At 40.6% G+C, this 18,552-nt stretch carries 14 protein-coding genes; 11 read left to right on the plus strand and 3 right to left on the minus strand.

The window, feature by feature from the left end:
- The first annotated feature begins 12 nt into the window (after positions 1-12).
- From ileS to carB, 7 genes are all read left to right on the plus strand, one after another.
- The gene (gene ileS, locus VSAL_RS03270) at positions 13-2,871 is read left to right on the plus strand and encodes an isoleucine--tRNA ligase (RefSeq protein WP_012549388.1); all 2,859 of its coding nucleotides are present in this window, start codon (positions 13-15) and stop codon (positions 2,869-2,871) included.
- Positions 2,871-3,386 (plus strand): signal peptidase II, encoded by a 516-nt coding sequence (gene lspA / locus VSAL_RS03275; RefSeq protein ID WP_012549389.1) that lies wholly within the window; start codon positions 2,871-2,873, stop codon positions 3,384-3,386. Before ileS ends, lspA begins: the two co-directional genes overlap by 1 nt.
- Before the next feature lie 94 nt (positions 3,387-3,480).
- Positions 3,481-3,912 (plus strand): FKBP-type peptidyl-prolyl cis-trans isomerase, encoded by a 432-nt coding sequence (gene fkpB / locus VSAL_RS03280; protein ID WP_012549390.1) that lies wholly within the window; start codon positions 3,481-3,483, stop codon positions 3,910-3,912.
- 24 nt (positions 3,913-3,936) lie between these two features.
- Entirely contained in the window at positions 3,937-4,881 is a 945-nt protein-coding gene (ispH, locus tag VSAL_RS03285) for a 4-hydroxy-3-methylbut-2-enyl diphosphate reductase (RefSeq protein WP_012549391.1), read from the plus strand.
- A 69-nt stretch (positions 4,882-4,950) separates the two neighbouring features.
- Entirely contained in the window at positions 4,951-5,760 is an 810-nt protein-coding gene (dapB, locus tag VSAL_RS03290) for a 4-hydroxy-tetrahydrodipicolinate reductase (protein ID WP_012549392.1), read from the plus strand.
- Positions 5,761-6,318: 558 nt separating this feature from the next.
- Positions 6,319-7,473, plus strand: coding sequence for a glutamine-hydrolyzing carbamoyl-phosphate synthase small subunit (gene carA, locus VSAL_RS03295; RefSeq protein ID WP_012549393.1), 1,155 nt, complete (start codon positions 6,319-6,321; stop codon positions 7,471-7,473).
- A 17-nt stretch (positions 7,474-7,490) separates the two neighbouring features.
- Positions 7,491-10,721 carry a carbamoyl-phosphate synthase large subunit gene (gene carB, locus VSAL_RS03300; protein WP_012549394.1) on the plus strand — a complete coding sequence of 1,077 codons (3,231 nt, stop codon included), beginning with the start codon at positions 7,491-7,493 and terminating at the stop codon, positions 10,719-10,721.
- Positions 10,722-10,822: 101 nt separating this feature from the next.
- On the opposite strand, the gene dacB is transcribed toward carB, so the two are convergent.
- Both dacB and VSAL_RS03310 read right to left on the minus strand, forming a co-directional pair.
- Positions 10,823-12,232 carry a serine-type D-Ala-D-Ala carboxypeptidase gene (gene dacB / locus VSAL_RS03305; RefSeq protein ID WP_012549395.1) on the minus strand — a complete coding sequence of 470 codons (1,410 nt, stop codon included), beginning with the start codon at positions 12,230-12,232 and terminating at the stop codon, positions 10,823-10,825.
- Between the two features lie 141 nt (positions 12,233-12,373).
- Positions 12,374-13,375: a porin gene (locus VSAL_RS03310; RefSeq protein ID WP_012549396.1), complete on the minus strand. Its 1,002-nt coding sequence runs from the start codon at positions 13,373-13,375 to the stop codon at positions 12,374-12,376.
- A gap of 582 nt (positions 13,376-13,957) precedes the next feature.
- On the opposite strand from VSAL_RS03310, the gene greA reads away from it, so the two are divergent.
- Positions 13,958-14,431, plus strand: a complete 474-nt coding sequence (gene greA / locus VSAL_RS03315) for a transcription elongation factor GreA (protein ID WP_012549397.1) — start codon at positions 13,958-13,960, stop codon at positions 14,429-14,431.
- A gap of 94 nt (positions 14,432-14,525) precedes the next feature.
- On the opposite strand, the gene yhbY is transcribed toward greA, so the two are convergent.
- Entirely contained in the window at positions 14,526-14,822 is a 297-nt protein-coding gene (yhbY, locus tag VSAL_RS03320) for a ribosome assembly RNA-binding protein YhbY (protein WP_012549398.1), read from the minus strand.
- Positions 14,823-14,940: 118 nt separating this feature from the next.
- On the opposite strand from yhbY, the gene rlmE reads away from it, so the two are divergent.
- The 3 genes from rlmE to folP all read left to right on the plus strand — a co-directional run bounded on the left by rlmE (position 14,941) and on the right by folP (position 18,536).
- On the plus strand, positions 14,941-15,570 hold the full coding sequence (gene rlmE, locus VSAL_RS03325; RefSeq protein WP_012549399.1) for a 23S rRNA (uridine(2552)-2'-O)-methyltransferase RlmE: 630 nt from the start codon (positions 14,941-14,943) through the stop codon (positions 15,568-15,570).
- Between the two features lie 85 nt (positions 15,571-15,655).
- Positions 15,656-17,638 carry an ATP-dependent zinc metalloprotease FtsH gene (ftsH, locus tag VSAL_RS03330; RefSeq protein ID WP_012549400.1) on the plus strand — a complete coding sequence of 661 codons (1,983 nt, stop codon included), beginning with the start codon at positions 15,656-15,658 and terminating at the stop codon, positions 17,636-17,638.
- A 64-nt stretch (positions 17,639-17,702) separates the two neighbouring features.
- Positions 17,703-18,536, plus strand: coding sequence for a dihydropteroate synthase (gene folP, locus VSAL_RS03335; RefSeq protein WP_012549401.1), 834 nt, complete (start codon positions 17,703-17,705; stop codon positions 18,534-18,536).
- The last annotated feature ends 16 nt before the right edge of the window (positions 18,537-18,552 follow it).

Here is an 18,552-nt window from a genome sequence, read left to right on the forward strand (position 1 = left end):
AATTAAGAATCGATGAGTGACTATAAAGAAACCTTGAACCTGCCTGAAACAGGATTCCCAATGCGTGGTAACTTGGCTAATCGTGAGCCAGTAATGCTTAAGCATTGGTATGATGAAGATCTTTACGGCGAGATCCGTAAAGCGAAAAAAGGTAAAAAATCGTTTATATTGCATGACGGCCCTCCGTATGCAAATGGTGACATCCATATTGGTCATGCACTGAATAAGATTCTTAAAGACATTATTATTAAGTCAAAAACGCTTTCTGGCTTTGATGCACCATATATTCCTGGTTGGGATTGTCATGGTCTACCAATTGAATTGATGGTAGAGAAGAAAAAAGGCAAGCCGGGTCAAAAAATCTCTGCGGCTGAGTTCCGTGAAGAATGTCGTAAATATGCGGCAGTTCAAGTTGAAGGCCAAAAAGAAAGCTTTAAGCGTTTAGGTATCATGGGTGAGTGGGACAAACCATACCGCACTATGGATTTCGGTACTGAAGCAAACATCATCCGTTCATTAGGTAAAATTGCAGACCAAGGCCACTTACTTAAAGGATTTAAACCTGTTCACTGGTGTACCGATTGTGGTTCAGCATTGGCTGAAGCGGAAGTTGAATACCAAGATAAATTCTCCCCATCTATTGATGTGCGTTTTGTTGCTGCAGATGAAGCGGCAACATTAGCTAAATTCAGTACGCCTGAAGGTCATCAAGGTGAAGGTGAATTATCGGTTGTTATTTGGACTACAACACCTTGGACATTACCTGCAAACCGTGCAGTAGCACTACATGCTGATCTTGAATACGTATTAGTTCAAGTAGAAGCACACGGCGAACAAAAAGCAGAACGTTTAATTCTTGCGTCTGAACTAGCAAAATCTGTAATGGATCGTGCGGGTATCGAGCATTTCCATAATTTAGGTTTTGCAAAAGGTTCTGAGCTAGAGCTTCTTCAATTTAATCATCCATTCTATGGCTTTACGGTTCCTGCTATTTTAGGTGAACACGTAACGGTTGATTCGGGTACGGGTATCGTTCATACGGCACCTGGCCACGGTCAAGAAGATTTCGTTGTTGGTAAAAAATACGATTTAGAAATCGCAAACCCAGTTGGTTCAAATGGTGTATACCTTCCTGATACTGAATTATTTGCTGGTCAACACGTATTTAAAGCAAACGACTCAGTTATTGATGTATTAAAAGAGAAAGGCGCATTACTGCACCATCACGCGATTGAACACAGCTACCCACATTGCTGGAGACACAAAACACCAATCATCTTCCGTGCAACACCACAATGGTTCATCTCAATGGATCAAGCGGGTCTTCGTGCTAAAGCATTAGAAGAAGTGAAAAGTGTTGAATGGATGCCAGAATGGGGTCAAAGCCGCATTGAAGGTATGATTGAAGGTCGCCCAGAATGGTGCATCTCTCGTCAACGTACATGGGGTGTTCCAATTGCACTTTTCGTACATAAAGAAACGTCTGAATTACACCCTGATTCGCTAGAGCTAATTGAAAAAGTAGCAAAACTCGTTGAAGAGAAGGGCATTCAAGCATGGTGGGATCTTGATATCGCCGAGCTAATGGGTGAAGACGACGCAACGAAATACGAAAAAGTATTAGATACATTAGATGTATGGTTCGACTCAGGTGTTACTCACTTCTCTGTTGTTGATTCTCGTGAAGAATATAACTTCCCTCAAGAAGAGAGAACACACAGTGCTGACCTTTATTTAGAAGGTTCAGATCAACACCGTGGTTGGTTCCAATCATCGTTGATTTCATCTGTTGCAATGAAAGGTAAAGCACCTTACCGCCAAGTACTAACACACGGTTTCGTGGTAGATGGTAATGGTCGTAAGATGTCTAAATCTGTCGGCAACGTGGTTGCACCAAAAGACGTAACTAATAAACTGGGCGCAGATATCCTTCGTCTATGGGTTGCTTCTACTGATTATACTAACGAAGTTGCGGTTTCTGATGAAATCCTAAAACGTTCAGCGGACGCATACCGTCGTATTCGTAATACGGCACGTTTCTTCTTAGCGAACTTGAATGGTTTTAACCCTGAAACAGACATCGTTCCTGCTGAAGAAATGGTTGCTCTTGATCGCTGGGCTGTTGGTCGTGCGTTTGCTGCACAAGAAGAAATCATCAAGTCTTACGATGAATATAATTTACATGAAGTAACTCAACGTTTGATGCATTTCTGTTCAATCGAAATGGGTTCTTTCTACTTAGATGTGATTAAAGATCGCCAATACACAGCGAAGAAAAGCGGTCATGCTCAACGCAGCTGTCAAACGGCGCTTTACTACATTGTAGAAGCATTAGTTCGTTGGATGGCACCAATCATGTCATTCACGGCTGATGAAATCTGGAATGAAATGCCAGGTAAGCGTGATAAGTTTGTCTTTACTGGCGAATGGTATGAAGGTCTGTTTGATCTTGCTGAAGGTGAAGATCTAAATAACGAATTTTGGAGTAAAATCCAAGCGGTTCGTGCATCAGTTAATAAACTTCTTGAAGCGGCTCGTGGTGAGAAAGTTATTGGTGGTTCACTTCAAGCTGAAATCACGCTATATGCAGATGATGCGCTCGCTGCAAAAATTAATAAGCTTGATAATGAATTACGTTTTGTTCTTTTAACATCAAGTGCAACAGTGAAACCACTGAGTGAGAAATCAGATTCAGCAAAAGCAACGGAGCTTGATGGTCTGTTTGTTGATGTTGCGGCTTCTGAAGCGGCGAAGTGTGAGCGTTGTTGGCACCATGTTGCTGATGTAGGTACTATCGAAGGGCACGAAGAAGTGTGTGGTCGTTGTGTATCTAACGTTGAAGGCGAAGGCGAAGAGCGTAAATTTGCATAATGACTAGCGATAATAAGACATTACCGCTGCTTAAAGAATCTGGACTTCGCTGGCTATGGCTAGCGGGGTTGGTTTTTATGGCAGACATCAGCATTAAGTTATTTGTGATGAAAGAGATGACTTATGGTTGGGCGAACCGAATTGAAGTTTTGCCTTTCTTTAATTTTCTTTACGCTCATAACTATGGTGCTGCATTTAGCTTTTTAAGTGATCAAGCCGGTTGGCAACGCTGGTTTTTTACCGGTATTGCTATCGTTGTATGTGGTTTACTTGCCTATTGGATGCGCAAAGCACCACAAACGGACAAGTTAAATAACATCGCGTATGCACTGATCATTGGTGGTGCGATTGGTAATGTGTTTGATCGCTTAGTTCATGGTTTTGTAGTGGATTATCTTGATTTCTATTGGGGTAGTTACCATTGGCCAACGTTCAACTTAGCGGATGCTGCGATTTGTATTGGTGCGGGATTGATCATCTTAGATGGGTTTCGTTCTAATAAAAAAGAACAATAAGATAAAGTAAAAACATAAGCGCTGCCCGTGAATTCGAGGTGGCGTTTTTTTTAAGTGTTATACCAATATTATTGGTGTTATCTAAGGAAAGACAATGTCAAAAATTGAAAGTAACAGTGAAGTAACCTTACACTTCACTATAAAATTAAAAGATGGCTCGATCGCAGATAGTACCCAGACATCAGGAAAAGCCGCTAAGTTTACAATGGGTGATGGCAGTTTAAGTGAGAATTTTGAACAGTGTTTATTGGGTTTAGAAGCGAATCAGTCTAAGAGCATTGAATTAAATACAGTTGATGCATTTGGTTTACCTAATCCTGATAATATTCATCATATGGATCGTAATCGATTTGTAGGTGATGCAGCAGCTGAAGTTGGTACTATTATGGCATTCACCGGACCTGATGGTGTTGATATTCCGGGGATCATTACTGATATTGCCGGAGATTCCGTTACTGTCGATTTTAATCACCCATTATCTGGTCAAGATGTTATCTTTGACGTAGAAATCGTAGCGGTTGGATAACCCAACAAAAAGTAGAGATAAAAGATGAAAATAGTATTAGCGAACCCTCGTGGATTTTGTGCCGGTGTTGATCGTGCCATCAGTATTGTTGAACGAGCGCTTGAATTATATAAAGCCCCTATTTATGTACGTCATGAAGTGGTTCATAACCGTTTTGTCGTCGAAGGATTAAAGCAACGCGGTGCTATTTTTGTTGAAGAGTTAAGTGAAGTTCCTGATGATAATATCGTGATCTTTTCAGCTCACGGAGTATCTCAAGCAGTGCGTACTGAAGCAAAAGAGCGAGCATTAACGGTATTTGATGCCACTTGTCCATTAGTAACAAAAGTTCATATGGAAGTTGCTCGTGCAAGTAAAAAGAGCATTGAAGTTGTTTTAATTGGTCACGCTGGTCACCCTGAAGTTGAAGGGACCATGGGACAATATGCGAGTGAAGCTGGTGGAATGTATTTAGTCGAGACACCTGAGGATGTAGAGAAGCTGATTGTTCAAGATCCAAATAACCTTCATTATGTCAGCCAAACGACATTATCAGTTGATGAAACCGCAGATGTTATTGATGAATTACGCCGTGTATTTCCAAAGATCCAAGGCCCGCGTAAAGATGATATCTGTTATGCCACACAAAACCGTCAAGATGCAGTGCGAGATATGGCAGGCCAAGTTGATGTGATGATCGTTGTGGGGTCTAAAAATTCATCTAATTCAAATCGATTGCGTGAACTGTCTGAAAAATTAGGCACAACGAGTTATCTGATTGATTGCCCAGAAGAGCTGAAAGAAGAATGGTTAACAAACCAAGCGAAAGTTGGTGTTACTGCCGGCGCATCAGCACCTGAAGAATTAGTTAACCAAATCATTGAACAAGTAAAAGTCTTTGGTGGTACGACTGTGGATGAATTAAAAGGGCGTGAAGAAAACATGTTTTTTGAAGTACCAAAAGAATTGCAAATTAAAACTGTGTCTTAAAAGTTCGCATAGCGATTCATAATAATTTGAGATAGAGTGAAAGATACAAATTTAAAGGAGTACACGAGAATGGTAAGAGTCGCAATTGCTGGTGCAGCAGGAAGAATGGGCCGTAATTTAATTAAAGCTGTTAATGGGTCTCAATATGCGGTTCTTGCAGCAGCGAGTGAGCATCCTGAGTCAAGTTTGATTGGTGTTGATGTTGGTGAAATGGCAGGGTTAGGTAAATCAGGCATTGTTATTGTCGATGATCTTGCGAAAGCCGTGGATGACTTCGATGTCATTATTGATTTTACGTTACCGATTTCAACATTAAAAAACATCGAACTATGCCAAGAGCATAACAAAGCGATTGTTATTGGTACTACTGGGTTTAGTGAACCAGGCAAAGAGTTAATTGACCAAGCCGCGAAAGAGATCCCTATCGTGATGGCACCAAATTACAGTGTTGGCGTAAATGTAGTATTTAAGTTACTAGAGAAAGCCGCAAAAATAATGGGTGATTATTGTGATATCGAAATTATAGAAGCGCATCACCGTTATAAAGTTGATGCACCGTCAGGTACTGCTATTGGCATGGGAGAAGCAATAGCGGGAGCCATGGGCAATAAGCTTGATGATGTCGCTGTTTATACTCGAGAAGGTATTACCGGTGAGCGCACTAAGAATGAAATTGGTTTTGCTACGATTCGAGCGGGTGACATTGTCGGTGAACATACCGCCATGTTTGCTGATATTGGTGAACGTGTTGAAATAACACATAAAGCCACTGATAGGATGACGTTTGCAAATGGAGCGGTGAGAGCCTCCCATTGGTTACATCAAAAGTCGCCTGGTTTTTATACCATGCATGATGTTTTAGACTTGGATCAGATTTAATTATTAAGCCCGAATCATTTATTGATTTGGGCTTTTTTTTATCTTAATGCTCCCAAATTCTATAATCATGGTTTATGCACGAACGCTGCTCTGTATCAATGGTTTTTGTCGTTTTATATTCTTTATTAGCTTATGGCCATTATTATTGAAGGGTATATTACTGATTAGATAAGTTGTTTTTTATTTGGTTGTGGTGTGTTTATTGGTTCAGTTGCTTATTTTTATATGTTTCATATCTATGTTAACGATTGCTTTATTTTTATGAGTAATTTATAGATGTGAAATAAGTAAAATTATGCATAAATCCAATTTTTTACCAGTTTGACCAGAATTGAGTGGGGATAAATGAAGGTTTTGGCTTGAAATGAACGTTTTCTTGATGAGTTGGTTAAAAAACTTGTTTTATAATACGGTTTTTGTTGACACCTTGCCTATAGATCTCTAAAATTTCGCCAATTTGTCAAAATTCGAGATTTAATTTCGATTTTTGGGTTTAAAAAAAGAAGTTTTGCATTTTTATGTATGCATGCTGAATGTTTATTATGTTTGGAGGTTGTCTTGAGTAAATCAGCGCTATTAGTCCTAGAAGATGGGACAGTGTTCCGCGGTCAATCGATTGGAGCAGATGGCTCGGCCGTCGGTGAAGTCGTTTTTAATACCTCGATGACGGGGTACCAAGAGATTCTCACTGATCCTTCCTATTCTCAACAAATCGTTACTCTTACTTATCCTCACATTGGCAACACCGGAATCAATTCCGAAGATGAAGAATCTTCTTCTATCCACGCTCAAGGCCTTGTGATTCGCGATCTTCCTCTCCTAGCTTCAAACTTCCGCAGTGAACAAACTCTTTCTGAATACCTCAAATCTCAAAATATTGTCGGCATTGCTGATATCGATACGCGTAAGCTGACTCGTATTTTGCGTGAGAAGGGTGCTCAAAACGGTTGTATCATTGCTTGCTCTTCTAAGAAAGAAAGCAATTTAGATGAAGCATTTGCTCTTGCTCAAGCAAAAGCATTCCCGGGTCTTAAAGGAATGGATTTAGCGAAGGAAGTTACCACGTCAGAAGCTTACCAGTGGAAACAAGGTTCTTGGACTCTTACTGGCGGTTTGCCAGAAGAAAAAGCAGACAGCGAACTACCGTTCCATGTTGTTGCTTATGATTTTGGTGCTAAACGTAATATCTTACGTATGTTGGTTGACCGCGGTTGTCGTCTAACGGTCGTTCCGGCACAAACTTCAGCAGAAGAAGTATTAGCGATGAACCCAGATGGTGTGTTCTTATCAAACGGTCCTGGTGACCCGGCGCCATGTACTTACGCTATTGAAGCAACGAAAGTGTTCTTAGACAAAGGGTTACCAATCTTTGGTATCTGTCTTGGTCACCAAATTCTTGCTCTAGCATCAGGCGCTCAAACAATTAAGATGAAGTTTGGCCATCACGGTGCAAACCACCCTGTTAAAGATTTGGATCGTGATGTGGTTATGATTACTGCACAGAACCATGGTTTTGCAGCAGATGAAGAAACACTTCCTGCAAATCTACGTGCAACGCACAAATCATTGTTTGATGGCACACTTCAAGGCATTCATCGTACAGATAAGCCTGCATTTAGCTTCCAAGGTCACCCTGAAGCAAGCCCTGGCCCACATGATGCAGCGCCCTTGTTTAACCATTTCATTGAATTGATTCAGCAGCATAAAGCTTAATTCGGAGTAGTAATAAGATGCCAAAACGTACTGACATTAAAAGCGTTCTAATTCTAGGTGCAGGCCCAATCGTAATCGGCCAAGCATGTGAATTTGACTACTCTGGTGCACAAGCGTGTAAAGCTCTTCGTGAAGAAGGCTACCGCGTTATTCTTGTGAACTCTAATCCAGCAACAATCATGACTGACCCAGACATGGCTGATGCAACCTACATTGAACCAATCCATTGGGAAGTGGTTCGTAACATCATCGAAAAAGAACGTCCAGATGCAGTACTGCCTACGATGGGTGGTCAAACGGCATTGAACTGTGCGCTTGATTTAGAGAGACACGGTGTTCTTGCTGAGTTCGGTGTTGAGATGATTGGTGCAACGGCAGATGCGATTGATAAAGCAGAAGACCGTTCACGCTTTGATAAAGCAATGAAGTCGATTGGCCTTGAATGTCCAAACGCTGATACCGCAAAAACAATGGAAGAAGCTTACAAAGTTTTAGACATGGTAGGTTTCCCTTGTATCATTCGTCCATCATTTACGATGGGTGGTACGGGCGGTGGTATCGCGTATAACAAAGAAGAATTTGAAGAAATTTGTCGCGGTGGTTTGGATCTATCTCCAACCAATGAGCTTTTAATCGATGAATCATTAATCGGTTGGAAAGAGTACGAGATGGAAGTGGTTCGTGATAAAAACGACAACTGCATCATCGTATGTACAATTGAAAACTTTGATGCAATGGGCATTCATACTGGTGATTCAATTACCGTCGCTCCGGCACAAACACTAACAGATAAAGAGTACCAATTAATGCGTAATGCTTCTTTAGCAGTACTGCGTGAGATTGGTGTTGAAACGGGTGGGTCAAACGTTCAGTTTGGTATTAACCCGAAAGACGGCCGCATGGTTGTTATCGAAATGAACCCACGTGTATCGCGTTCATCAGCTCTAGCGTCTAAAGCAACTGGTTTCCCTATTGCAAAAATCGCAGCTAAATTAGCGATTGGCTATACGCTTGATGAGTTAATGAATGACATTACTGGTGGTGCAACTCCAGCATCATTTGAACCAACAATCGATTATGTTGTTACTAAGATCCCTCGTTTCAACTTCGAAAAATTCGCAGGTGCTAATGATCGTCTAACAACGCAAATGAAATCTGTTGGTGAAGTAATGGCTATTGGCCGTAATCAACAAGAATCACTGCAAAAAGCACTCCGTGGCTTAGAAGTTGGCGCGGATGGTTTTGATGAAATGGTTGATCTTGATGCGCCTGACGCATTAACAAAGATCCGTCATGAATTAAAAGACGCAGGTGCTGAGCGTATCTGGTACATCGCGGACGCATTCCGTGCCGGTATGTCTATTGATGGTGTGTTTAACCTAACGAATGTTGACCGTTGGTTCTTGGTACAAATCGAAGATTTAGTTAAGATGGAAGCAGAAGTTAAAGCGGGCGGTTTCGCTAGCTTAACTGCGGATAGCCTTCGTCAATTAAAACGTAAAGGCTTTGCTGATGCTCGTCTATCTAAGTTATTAGGTGTTGCTGAAAGTGAAATCCGTCGTCTTCGTGACCAGTATGATATTCATCCTGTCTACAAGCGTGTAGATACGTGTGCTGCTGAATTTTCTTCGGATACTGCTTACATGTATTCAACGTATGATGAAGAATGTGAATCGAATCCAACCGACAATGATAAGATCATGATCTTAGGTGGCGGTCCAAACCGTATCGGCCAAGGTATTGAATTTGATTATTGTTGTGTACACGCATCATTAGCACTTCGTGAAGATGGCTATGAAACGATCATGGTTAACTGTAACCCTGAGACCGTTTCTACTGATTACGATACGTCTGACCGCTTGTACTTTGAACCAGTAACACTGGAAGATGTATTAGCCATCGTTCGTATTGAAAAACCAAAAGGCGTTATCGTTCAGTACGGTGGTCAAACACCACTTAAACTGGCTCGTGCTCTTGAAGCTGCCGGTGTTCCGATTATCGGTACAAGCCCTGATGCTATCGACCGTGCAGAAGACCGTGAGCGCTTCCAAGTTGCAGTAGACCGTCTAGGCCTTCTACAGCCAGAAAATGCAACGGTAACGGCAATGGAACAAGCGATTGAAAAATCAAGAGAAATTGGTTTCCCATTAGTTGTTCGTCCTTCTTATGTTCTTGGTGGTCGTGCGATGGAAATCGTATATGACGAGCAAGACTTGCGTCGCTACTTTAACGAAGCAGTAAGCGTTTCAAATGAATCACCAGTTCTACTTGATAGCTTCCTAGATGATGCCATCGAAGTCGATGTAGATGCTATCTGCGACGGTGAGCAAGTGGTTATCGCTGGTATTATGGAGCATATCGAACAAGCCGGTGTTCACTCTGGTGACTCAGCATGTTCTCTTCCTGCTTATACATTAAGTGAAGAAATCCAAGACGTAATGCGTGATCAAGTACGTAAGCTAGCATTTGAGCTAGGTGTGCGTGGCTTAATGAATACTCAGTTTGCGGTTAAGAATAACGAAGTTTACTTAATTGAAGTTAACCCACGAGCGGCACGTACGATCCCATTCGTATCTAAAGCTACCGGTGCTCCAATCGCTAAGATTGCAGCACGTGTAATGGCGGGTCAATCGTTAGAATCTCAAGGCTTTACTAAAGAGATTATCCCACCATACTACTCAGTAAAAGAGGTGGTATTACCGTTCAACAAATTCCCAGGCGTTGATCCATTGTTAGGCCCTGAAATGCGCTCAACGGGTGAAGTGATGGGGGTTGGTAATACGTTTGCAGAAGCCTTTGCTAAAGCTGAATTAGGGTGCAGTAAAGAGTACCCAGAAGGCGGTCGAGCATTACTTTCTGTTCGTGATGGTGATAAGAAGCGTGTTGTCGATTTGGCAAAACACCTTGTTAAAATTGGTTATCAATTAGACGCAACGCACGGTACTGCTGTGATTCTTGGTGAAGCGGGTATTAATCCTCGTTTAGTCAACAAGGTACACGAAGGTCGTCCTCACATTCTTGACCGTATTAAGAATGGTGAATATACCTACATTGTAAACACGGCATCTGGTCGTCAAGCGATTGAAGACTCTAAACTTCTTCGTCGTGGCGCTCTCGCGGGTAAAGTGAACTACACAACAACATTAAATGCAGCATTTGCAAGTTGTCTAGCTCATGAAGCGGATGATCGTAATACGATTAACTCCCTGCAAGAATTGCACGCAAGAGTAGCGGCTAAATACGCTTAGTCACAACGAGTACTAATACTTTAAGTGCTAAATGATAAAAGCCCGAAGAATGAGATTTCTTCGGGCTTTTTGTTGCTGCTAATGTAGGTGTTCCTTAAAAATCAATCGTTTGATAACTTAATTAGCGCCTGATAGAACGCTTTCTCAAAGCTATCAATTGGTCGCTCTACTGGTAAAACCCCTTCTTCTGCTGCTATTGGGTGATAATCTGCAACAAACTGAACAAATAGCTGTGGATTATTTCCTTCTAAACCTACAAATCCTGCCATGTTATAGCTACCAAACAATGAGCCACTTTTCGATTTTATGCTGCCTTTAATTGGCTCTTTTCTCATACTATTACGGTATATCAATGTGCCATCGATACCAGAAGTCGGTAGTAAGGCGATTAACCCTAACTCTTTATCGTATCGATAGACAAATTGAAGAAGACTTTTCATCTGATTCGCTGTCATTCTATTATTTCGGGATAAACCAGAGCCATCTACAATAACTGCGTTGGTTAAATCCACATTAGCTTGTTTTAATAAGATGTCTTTAACCGCTGCGGTGCCATTACTAAAGCTTCCCGGTTGTTGGTAATGATAATGGCCTAACGTTTTCACTAAATTATCAGCGTAGTGGTTATCTGATTTTTTCAACATGTGATTAAGTAATACCATTAGCGGTTCTGATTGGTGAGAGGCAAGCAGCACTGTTTTCTGTATTTTCCCGGTCGAATTACCGAATATTATTTTCCCAGATAAATTAATATTTTGTTCATTAAGGATGCGTAATAGCGTTTGTTCGGTGAATTCTGTTGTATTTTGCACTGCAAACTTTAATGGTAATGGTTTGCTTCTTGCGACTAAGCAGCCTGATAGGTGGTAGTTATTGCCTTGAGTGGTTAGCTCTAAATCACAAAACGAATTTTTTTTCTCTTTGGCACTGACAGTACGAGCTGCAGTTGTGAATGAAATTGGTTGGTGTATTGGCACGAAGACACGGGTAGTCCCGTTCTCATTTGTTGATATTGATGCTTGCACACAGTTTTCATCAATGCTTAATGCGCTTGATGGTGCGCTGTAACACACGCCGAGAATATCCCATGGCCAGCCGACAGCACGCTCATAACCAGTGAAAATCGAATCATCAACCCATAGATCGCCTTTAATGTTTTTTAATCCGCTATTTTTAAATAGGGATGAAAGGTTTTCTCTTGTTAGTGAAGGATCTCCAGAAAAGGTTAATTGAACACTATTGTGTTTTGTTTTATGCAAAGTCGTTTTAAATTGAAAGTTTTTCCCAAGAGCTAAACGAGAAGCAAGTGCCGTCGCTACTTTTAGTGTACTGGCTGGGGGGAGAAGTTCATTTTCTTTTTGTTGAAACTCAATACTCTGATCGTGTAGAGATTCAACCACAATAGCAGCACGGCTCCCACTAGGAAGGAGTTGAATGCTTGATGGAATGCTGGCAAAGGTTGAAAAAGAATAAAGCGAGAGAGATAAGATAAATAATCGAGATAAAGGCATGGTCAACTCGTGCTGAAAATAATAAGGACATTTTACAGGTTTGAGTCGGTTTGTATGCGGAAAGTGAATAAAAATAAGGGGGGAGTAATAAAAAACGCCCACCGAAGTGAGCGTTTTATTTAAGTAATTATTAAGACTTTATTAGAAGTCGTAACGCATACCTAGAGCTAGCTCGTTTTCTGCATCTACATCAGAAGCTTTAGCATTTGATACGCCAGCAGTACCTAATTTATCACCTTCACTGATTAGGTTGAAGTTGTAAGAAATGTACGTACGGAAGTTAGCGTTGAAGAAGTATGTTGCATCAACAGCAAAGTTATCAGCAGATGTTTCGTCATTTGTTTCAGCGTTGTTATACGTAGAAGTAAATACGGTTTTACCCATAGTATAAGCTACAGCTGCTTCGTAGCCTGTGTAGTCAGCGTTTTTCTCTGCTAATTCACCGTTTGTGAATGTACCAGCAAAGTATAGGTTGTCCATAGTATAAGAACCAGCAAGCATAACTTCATTTTGTTCTGCTTGATCCGCGTAACCAGCACCTAGTTTGAAACCAGAATCACCGAATGCGTAGATACCTGATAATGCGTATCCATCTTGGCCATTATCTTTATACTCAGTTCCAGCTAGATTTTCAGTACGGTCAGCAAAGCGGTAGTTAGCTTTAGCTGAGAAATCACCAAATGTACCTTTGTAGCCTAAGTTGTTATCTGTACGGTCAGCTACGGCAATTTTAGCTGCTGCTGTGTTACCAGCATATGCCATGATATCGGTGAAATCAGTGATAACACCTAGAGCACCGTCATTTTTACCGTAAGTTACTTCACCGAAGTTACCGCCCATTCCTGCATATGCGTAACGAGAATCAAGATTTGAATTCCCATCAACACCGCCATTTTCAGCAGTAGTGAATTCACCTTCCCAGAAACCAACACCGTATAGACCGTCAGAAATTTGAGTTGTGCCTTTAACGTTTAAACGGATACGTGATGCATCTTCAGCTTTACCATCTTTCATAGATAGACGTGCTTCAGCACGACCGCCCATTTCTAGAGTTTGGTCTGCGCCTTTGTAGATCTCTGCTGCGTTAACTGCACCAGTTGACATAATAGCGGCTACTGCAAGAGCCAATACGTTCTTGTTCATGATGTAATTTCCTATAAGGGTGGAGGAGAAATAAGTTTAGTATATTTAGTATCGTTTGTTGATAACTTATTACGTTTAAAAAAGAGTTATCAATAGATACCGTCGTTTCAATACCTATATTTTCAAGGTTAAACCAATAGAAAGGTTAGTAAAACAATCTAAAAACTCCAATTGAACACTGTTTTTAATTGTTGTAGTGTGAGATGTGTCGTTATTTTTCAGTTGGTTACGTTTTTTTAATAAAGTTTTACTCATTTTTGTTTTTTGGTGGTTTTTATGTTTTTTTTTCTTTTAGTTCTAAAGTTAGTGTGACGTCTATCTCAAAATGTATGAATTTACCTATTTATTAATTGAGCTGTTTTCTTTTTTGAGACTGAGTTCTTAATTATATGAAACTCATTTAATTAAAACTTGTGCGTTTTAGTGTAAATAGATAGGTGATAAAATTTATTTCTTTGTTTACACTAAGAGCATCGAACATAAACAGAAAACACACTTAGGTCCCTTCCTTAATGAAAAGGGGATACCTTGAGTGGGATTTTTATTTGCTGAATTTTGGTTTCAGCTTTAGAGGTAGGAAATATGGACAAGGTACCAATGACAATACGTGGTGAGAAACTACTGCGTGATGAATTAGAAGTACTATTAAAGCGTCGCCCTGTGATTTCAAAAGCCATTGGTGAAGCTCGTGAACTTGGTGATTTAAAAGAAAATGCCGAGTATCATGCCGCCCGTGAAGACCAAGGTATTTGTGAAGCTCAAATTCGTGATATTGAATATAAGCTATCAGTTGCTCAGGTTATTGATGTAACAAAGATGACAAATACAGGAAAGGTTATTTTTGGTGCGACAGTGACTTTACTCGACGTTGATACTGAAGATAAAGTGAAATACCAAATCGTTGCAGATGATGAAGCAAACATAAAAGAGGGGCGAATTTCGGTTAATTCCCCTATTGCTCGTGGTTTGATTGGTAAACTGGTTGAAGATGAAGTTAGTATCCGAACACCTGGTGGAACGAAAGAGTTTGAAATTGACGCGGTAGAATATATTTAATCGCGCTTATATTAGTATAAAATAAAAGGCCGCCTAGCTATGAGCTATTGACGGCCTTTTTAATTTCTTTGCATATACTGTTTATGCTAAGTTATTATTTTCTAGGGATCTCAATTTTACGAGCTTCGCTAGCGCGGTATAACACAAGTGTTTTACCAATAACTTGAACTTTTTCTGCTTCTGTTTCACGAATGATTGCATCAACAATCAATTGCTTAGTATCACGATCTTCAGATGCGATTTTAACTTTAATTAATTCGTGATGATTAAGTGCAATCTCAATTTCAGCTACAACTGCTTCAGTTAGACCATTTGAACCCATCATTACAACGGGTTTTAAATAGTGAGCAAGGCCTTTAAGGTGTTGCTTTTGTTTTGTGCTTAGGTTCATATATACCCGATTTTTTCTATATTAAGGGTTGAAAACAGCCTATTCTAACGCCATCTATCCCTGAAGACTATTTTTTGTTTCAGTCTTCTAATTTAAATTAAGTATTTTTAGGTAATGCATGAGTAAGAATAAACTTTCAGCAAGCTCTGGCCGCTGGTTAAAAGAACATTTTGATGATAAATACGTTCTTGAAGCGCAAAAAAGAGGCTATCGCTCTCGTGCTATTTTTAAACTTGAAGAAATTCAAAATAAAGACAAGCTATTAAAGCCTGGAATGACGGTGGTTGACCTTGGTGCTGCTCCTGGTGGGTGGTCACAATATGCGGTTGAGCAAGTCGGTGATTCTGGTCAAGTAATCGCTTGTGATATTTTAGCTATGGACTCAATTGCGGGTGTGAGCTTTTTACAAGGGGATTTTAGAGAAGAAGCGGTACTAGACGCATTGCTTGAACGCATACAACCAGATATGGTAGATGTAGTAATGTCGGATATGGCGCCAAATATGAGTGGTAACCCTTCGGTAGATCAACCAAGATCAATGTATCTTGTTGAGTTAGCGTTGGATATGTGCCGCCAAGTATTGGCTCCTAATGGCAGTTTCACAGTTAAAGTATTCCAAGGTGAAAGCTTTGATGCATACTTACAAGAAGTACGTAAGGTATTCAAAGTCGTTAAGATTAGAAAACCTGATTCATCACGAGCTCGCTCTCGTGAAGTGTATATTGTAGCCACTGGTTACAAAGGATAATTCTTACGTAGTAGCTACAGGATATAAACTGTAGTACTCTTTCATTCATCTATTTAGTTAACGCGGGGTTAACACCTTGAGTGACATGGCAAAAAATCTAATATTATGGCTGGTTATCGCGGTTGTTTTAATGTCGGTATTCCAAAGCTTTGGACCGAGCGACAGCTCTGGTCGTTCAGTTGATTACACCACTTTTGTTAAAGAGGTTGGTAATAGTCAAGTTCAAGAAGCAACCTTTAATAATCGTGAAATTAAAGTAACAAAGAGTGATGGTACTCGCTATGTAACCTACATGCCGGTATACCAAGACCCTAAATTGCTTGATGACCTGATTAATCAAAATGTAATCGTTAAAGGCACACCACCTGAAGAGCAGAGCTTACTTGAGTCTATCTTTATTTCGTGGTTCCCAATGATTCTTCTTATTGGTGTTTGGATCTTCTTTATGCGTCAAATGCAAGGCGGCGGTGGCAAAGGGGCAATGTCCTTTGGCAAAAGCAAAGCTAAGATGATGACGGAAGAACAGATCAACACAACCTTTGATGATGTTGCTGGTTGTGATGAAGCAAAAGAAGACGTTAAAGAATTAGTTGATTATTTACGTGAACCAAGCCGATTCCAGAAACTAGGTGGTAAAATCCCAACAGGTGTTTTATTGGTTGGTCCTCCTGGTACAGGTAAAACGCTAATTGCAAAAGCAATTGCAGGTGAAGCGAAAGTACCGTTTTTCTCAATTTCAGGTTCTGATTTCGTTGAAATGTTTGTTGGTGTTGGTGCCTCTCGTGTGCGTGACATGTTTGAACAAGCGAAAAAATCATCGCCTTGTATCATCTTTATCGATGAAATCGATGCTGTAGGCCGTCAACGTGGCGCCGGTGTTGGTGGTGGTAATGATGAACGTGAACAAACATTGAACCAAATGCTGGTTGAAATGGATGGTTTTGAAGGTAACGAAGGTGTGATCGTTGTTGCTGCGACTAACCGTCCCGATGTACTTGATGCTGCATTATTACGTCCGGGTCGTTTTGACCGCCAAGTTGTTGTTGGTTTACCTGACATACGTGGCCGTGAGCAAATTCTTCAAGTACACATGCGTAAAGTACCGTTAGGCAGTGGTGTTGAACCATCGCTGATCGCTCGTGGTACACCTGGTTTCTCTGGTGCTGACTTAGCTAACTTAGTTAATGAAGCCGCATTATTTGCAGCTCGAACCAATAAACGTGTTGTGTCAATGGTTGAGTTTGAACTTGCTAAAGACAAAATAATGATGGGCGCAGAGCGAAAATCAATGGTAATGACCGAAGAGACTAAAACCTCAACGGCTTACCATGAAGCAGGTCACGCCATTGTTGGTCGTTTAGTGCCTGAACATGATCCTGTTTATAAAGTATCGATTATTCCACGTGGCCGTGCGCTAGGTGTAACAATGTATTTACCAGAACAAGATCGTGTAAGCATGAATCGCCAGCACTTAGAGTCTATGATTTCAAGTTTGTATGGTGGTCGTTTAGCTGAAGAGCTAATTTACGGTGTTGATAAAGTATCTACGGGTGCTTCAAACGATATTGAAAGAGCCACTGATATTGCACGTAAAATGGTAACTCAATGGGGCTTCTCTGAATCGCTTGGGCCATTATTATACGCAGAAGATCAAGGTGACCCTTTCTCTGGCCACGGTAGTTCTCATCAATCAAAGCATGTTTCTCCTGAAACGTTGAGACTGATTGATGCTGAAATCCGTACTATCATTGATCGCAACTATGCTCGTACTAGACAGATCCTTGAAGATAATATGGATCTGCTGCATTCAATGAAAGATGCATTGATGACGTTTGAAACCATTGATGCGGGTCAAATTGATGACTTGATGGAGCGTAAAACTGAAATTCGTGAACCTCAAGGGTGGGGAGATGATAATCAAACTAAACCTGAAGAGAAAAACGAAAAACCAGCTGAAGCAGACGTTGAGATTAAAACTGAAGAATCTAAAGTAGAAGAAAGTACTGAGGAAGAAAAGCCTCAAGTTGCTGAAGAAACGAAAAAAGATTCCGATTCATCAGAAAAATAAGATGAGTTGAGTAAAAACAAACCCCGAGTTCTGCTTGGGGTTTTTGTATTTAAAAGGACTGATCATGAAATTGATAAGCAAAGAGAAGACGTTAATATTAGATCGCTCTCATGTAATGGGGATCCTTAATGTGACGCCTGATTCTTTTTCTGATGGTGGTAAATTTACTGATTTAGAGGCTGCTTTAAGGCAAGTTGAAAAAATGGTAAATGCTGGTGTTAGCTTTATTGATATTGGTGGTGAGTCAACCAGACCAGGCGCACCTGAGGTTGGGGTTCAGCAAGAATTGGATCGGGTGATTCCGATCATTGAGGCTATTCATCAGCGATTTGATACATGGATATCAATTGATACCAGTAAAGCGGTCGTAATGGATGAAGCCGTAAAGTTTGGTGCAGATTTAATTAATGATGTGCGGGCATTACAAGAGCCTAATGCGCTAGAGGTTGCGGCAAAAGCGAATGTACCAATTTGCTTGATGCATATGCAAGGTCAACCAAGAACGATGCAATCAAACCCTACTTATGAAAACGTATTTTCAGATGTTTCTCTTTTTTTAGAAGAAAGAATAGCGGCTTGCCAATCGATTGGTATCACAAAAGATAAATTAATTCTCGATCCTGGGTTTGGATTTGGGAAAAGCTTGGCGCATAATTACCAATTACTTACTGAATTAGAACGTTTCCATCAATTTGGGCTTCCTATATTGGCGGGAATGTCTCGTAAATCAATGATTTTTAAATTGCTGGATATTGAGCCCCAGGAGGCTATTTCTGGAAGCTTGGCGTGCGCGACTATTGCAGCAATGAAAGGCGCGCAAATTATCCGAGTTCATGATTTTGAACAAACAATGGATATTGTGAAAGTTTGCCAAGCAACATTGGAGCAAGCTTCTTAGTGAGAAGCATGCTCAT

Origin of the sequence: Aliivibrio salmonicida LFI1238, assembly GCF_000196495.1 — a bacterium.
GTDB lineage: Bacteria > Pseudomonadota > Gammaproteobacteria > Enterobacterales > Vibrionaceae > Aliivibrio > Aliivibrio salmonicida.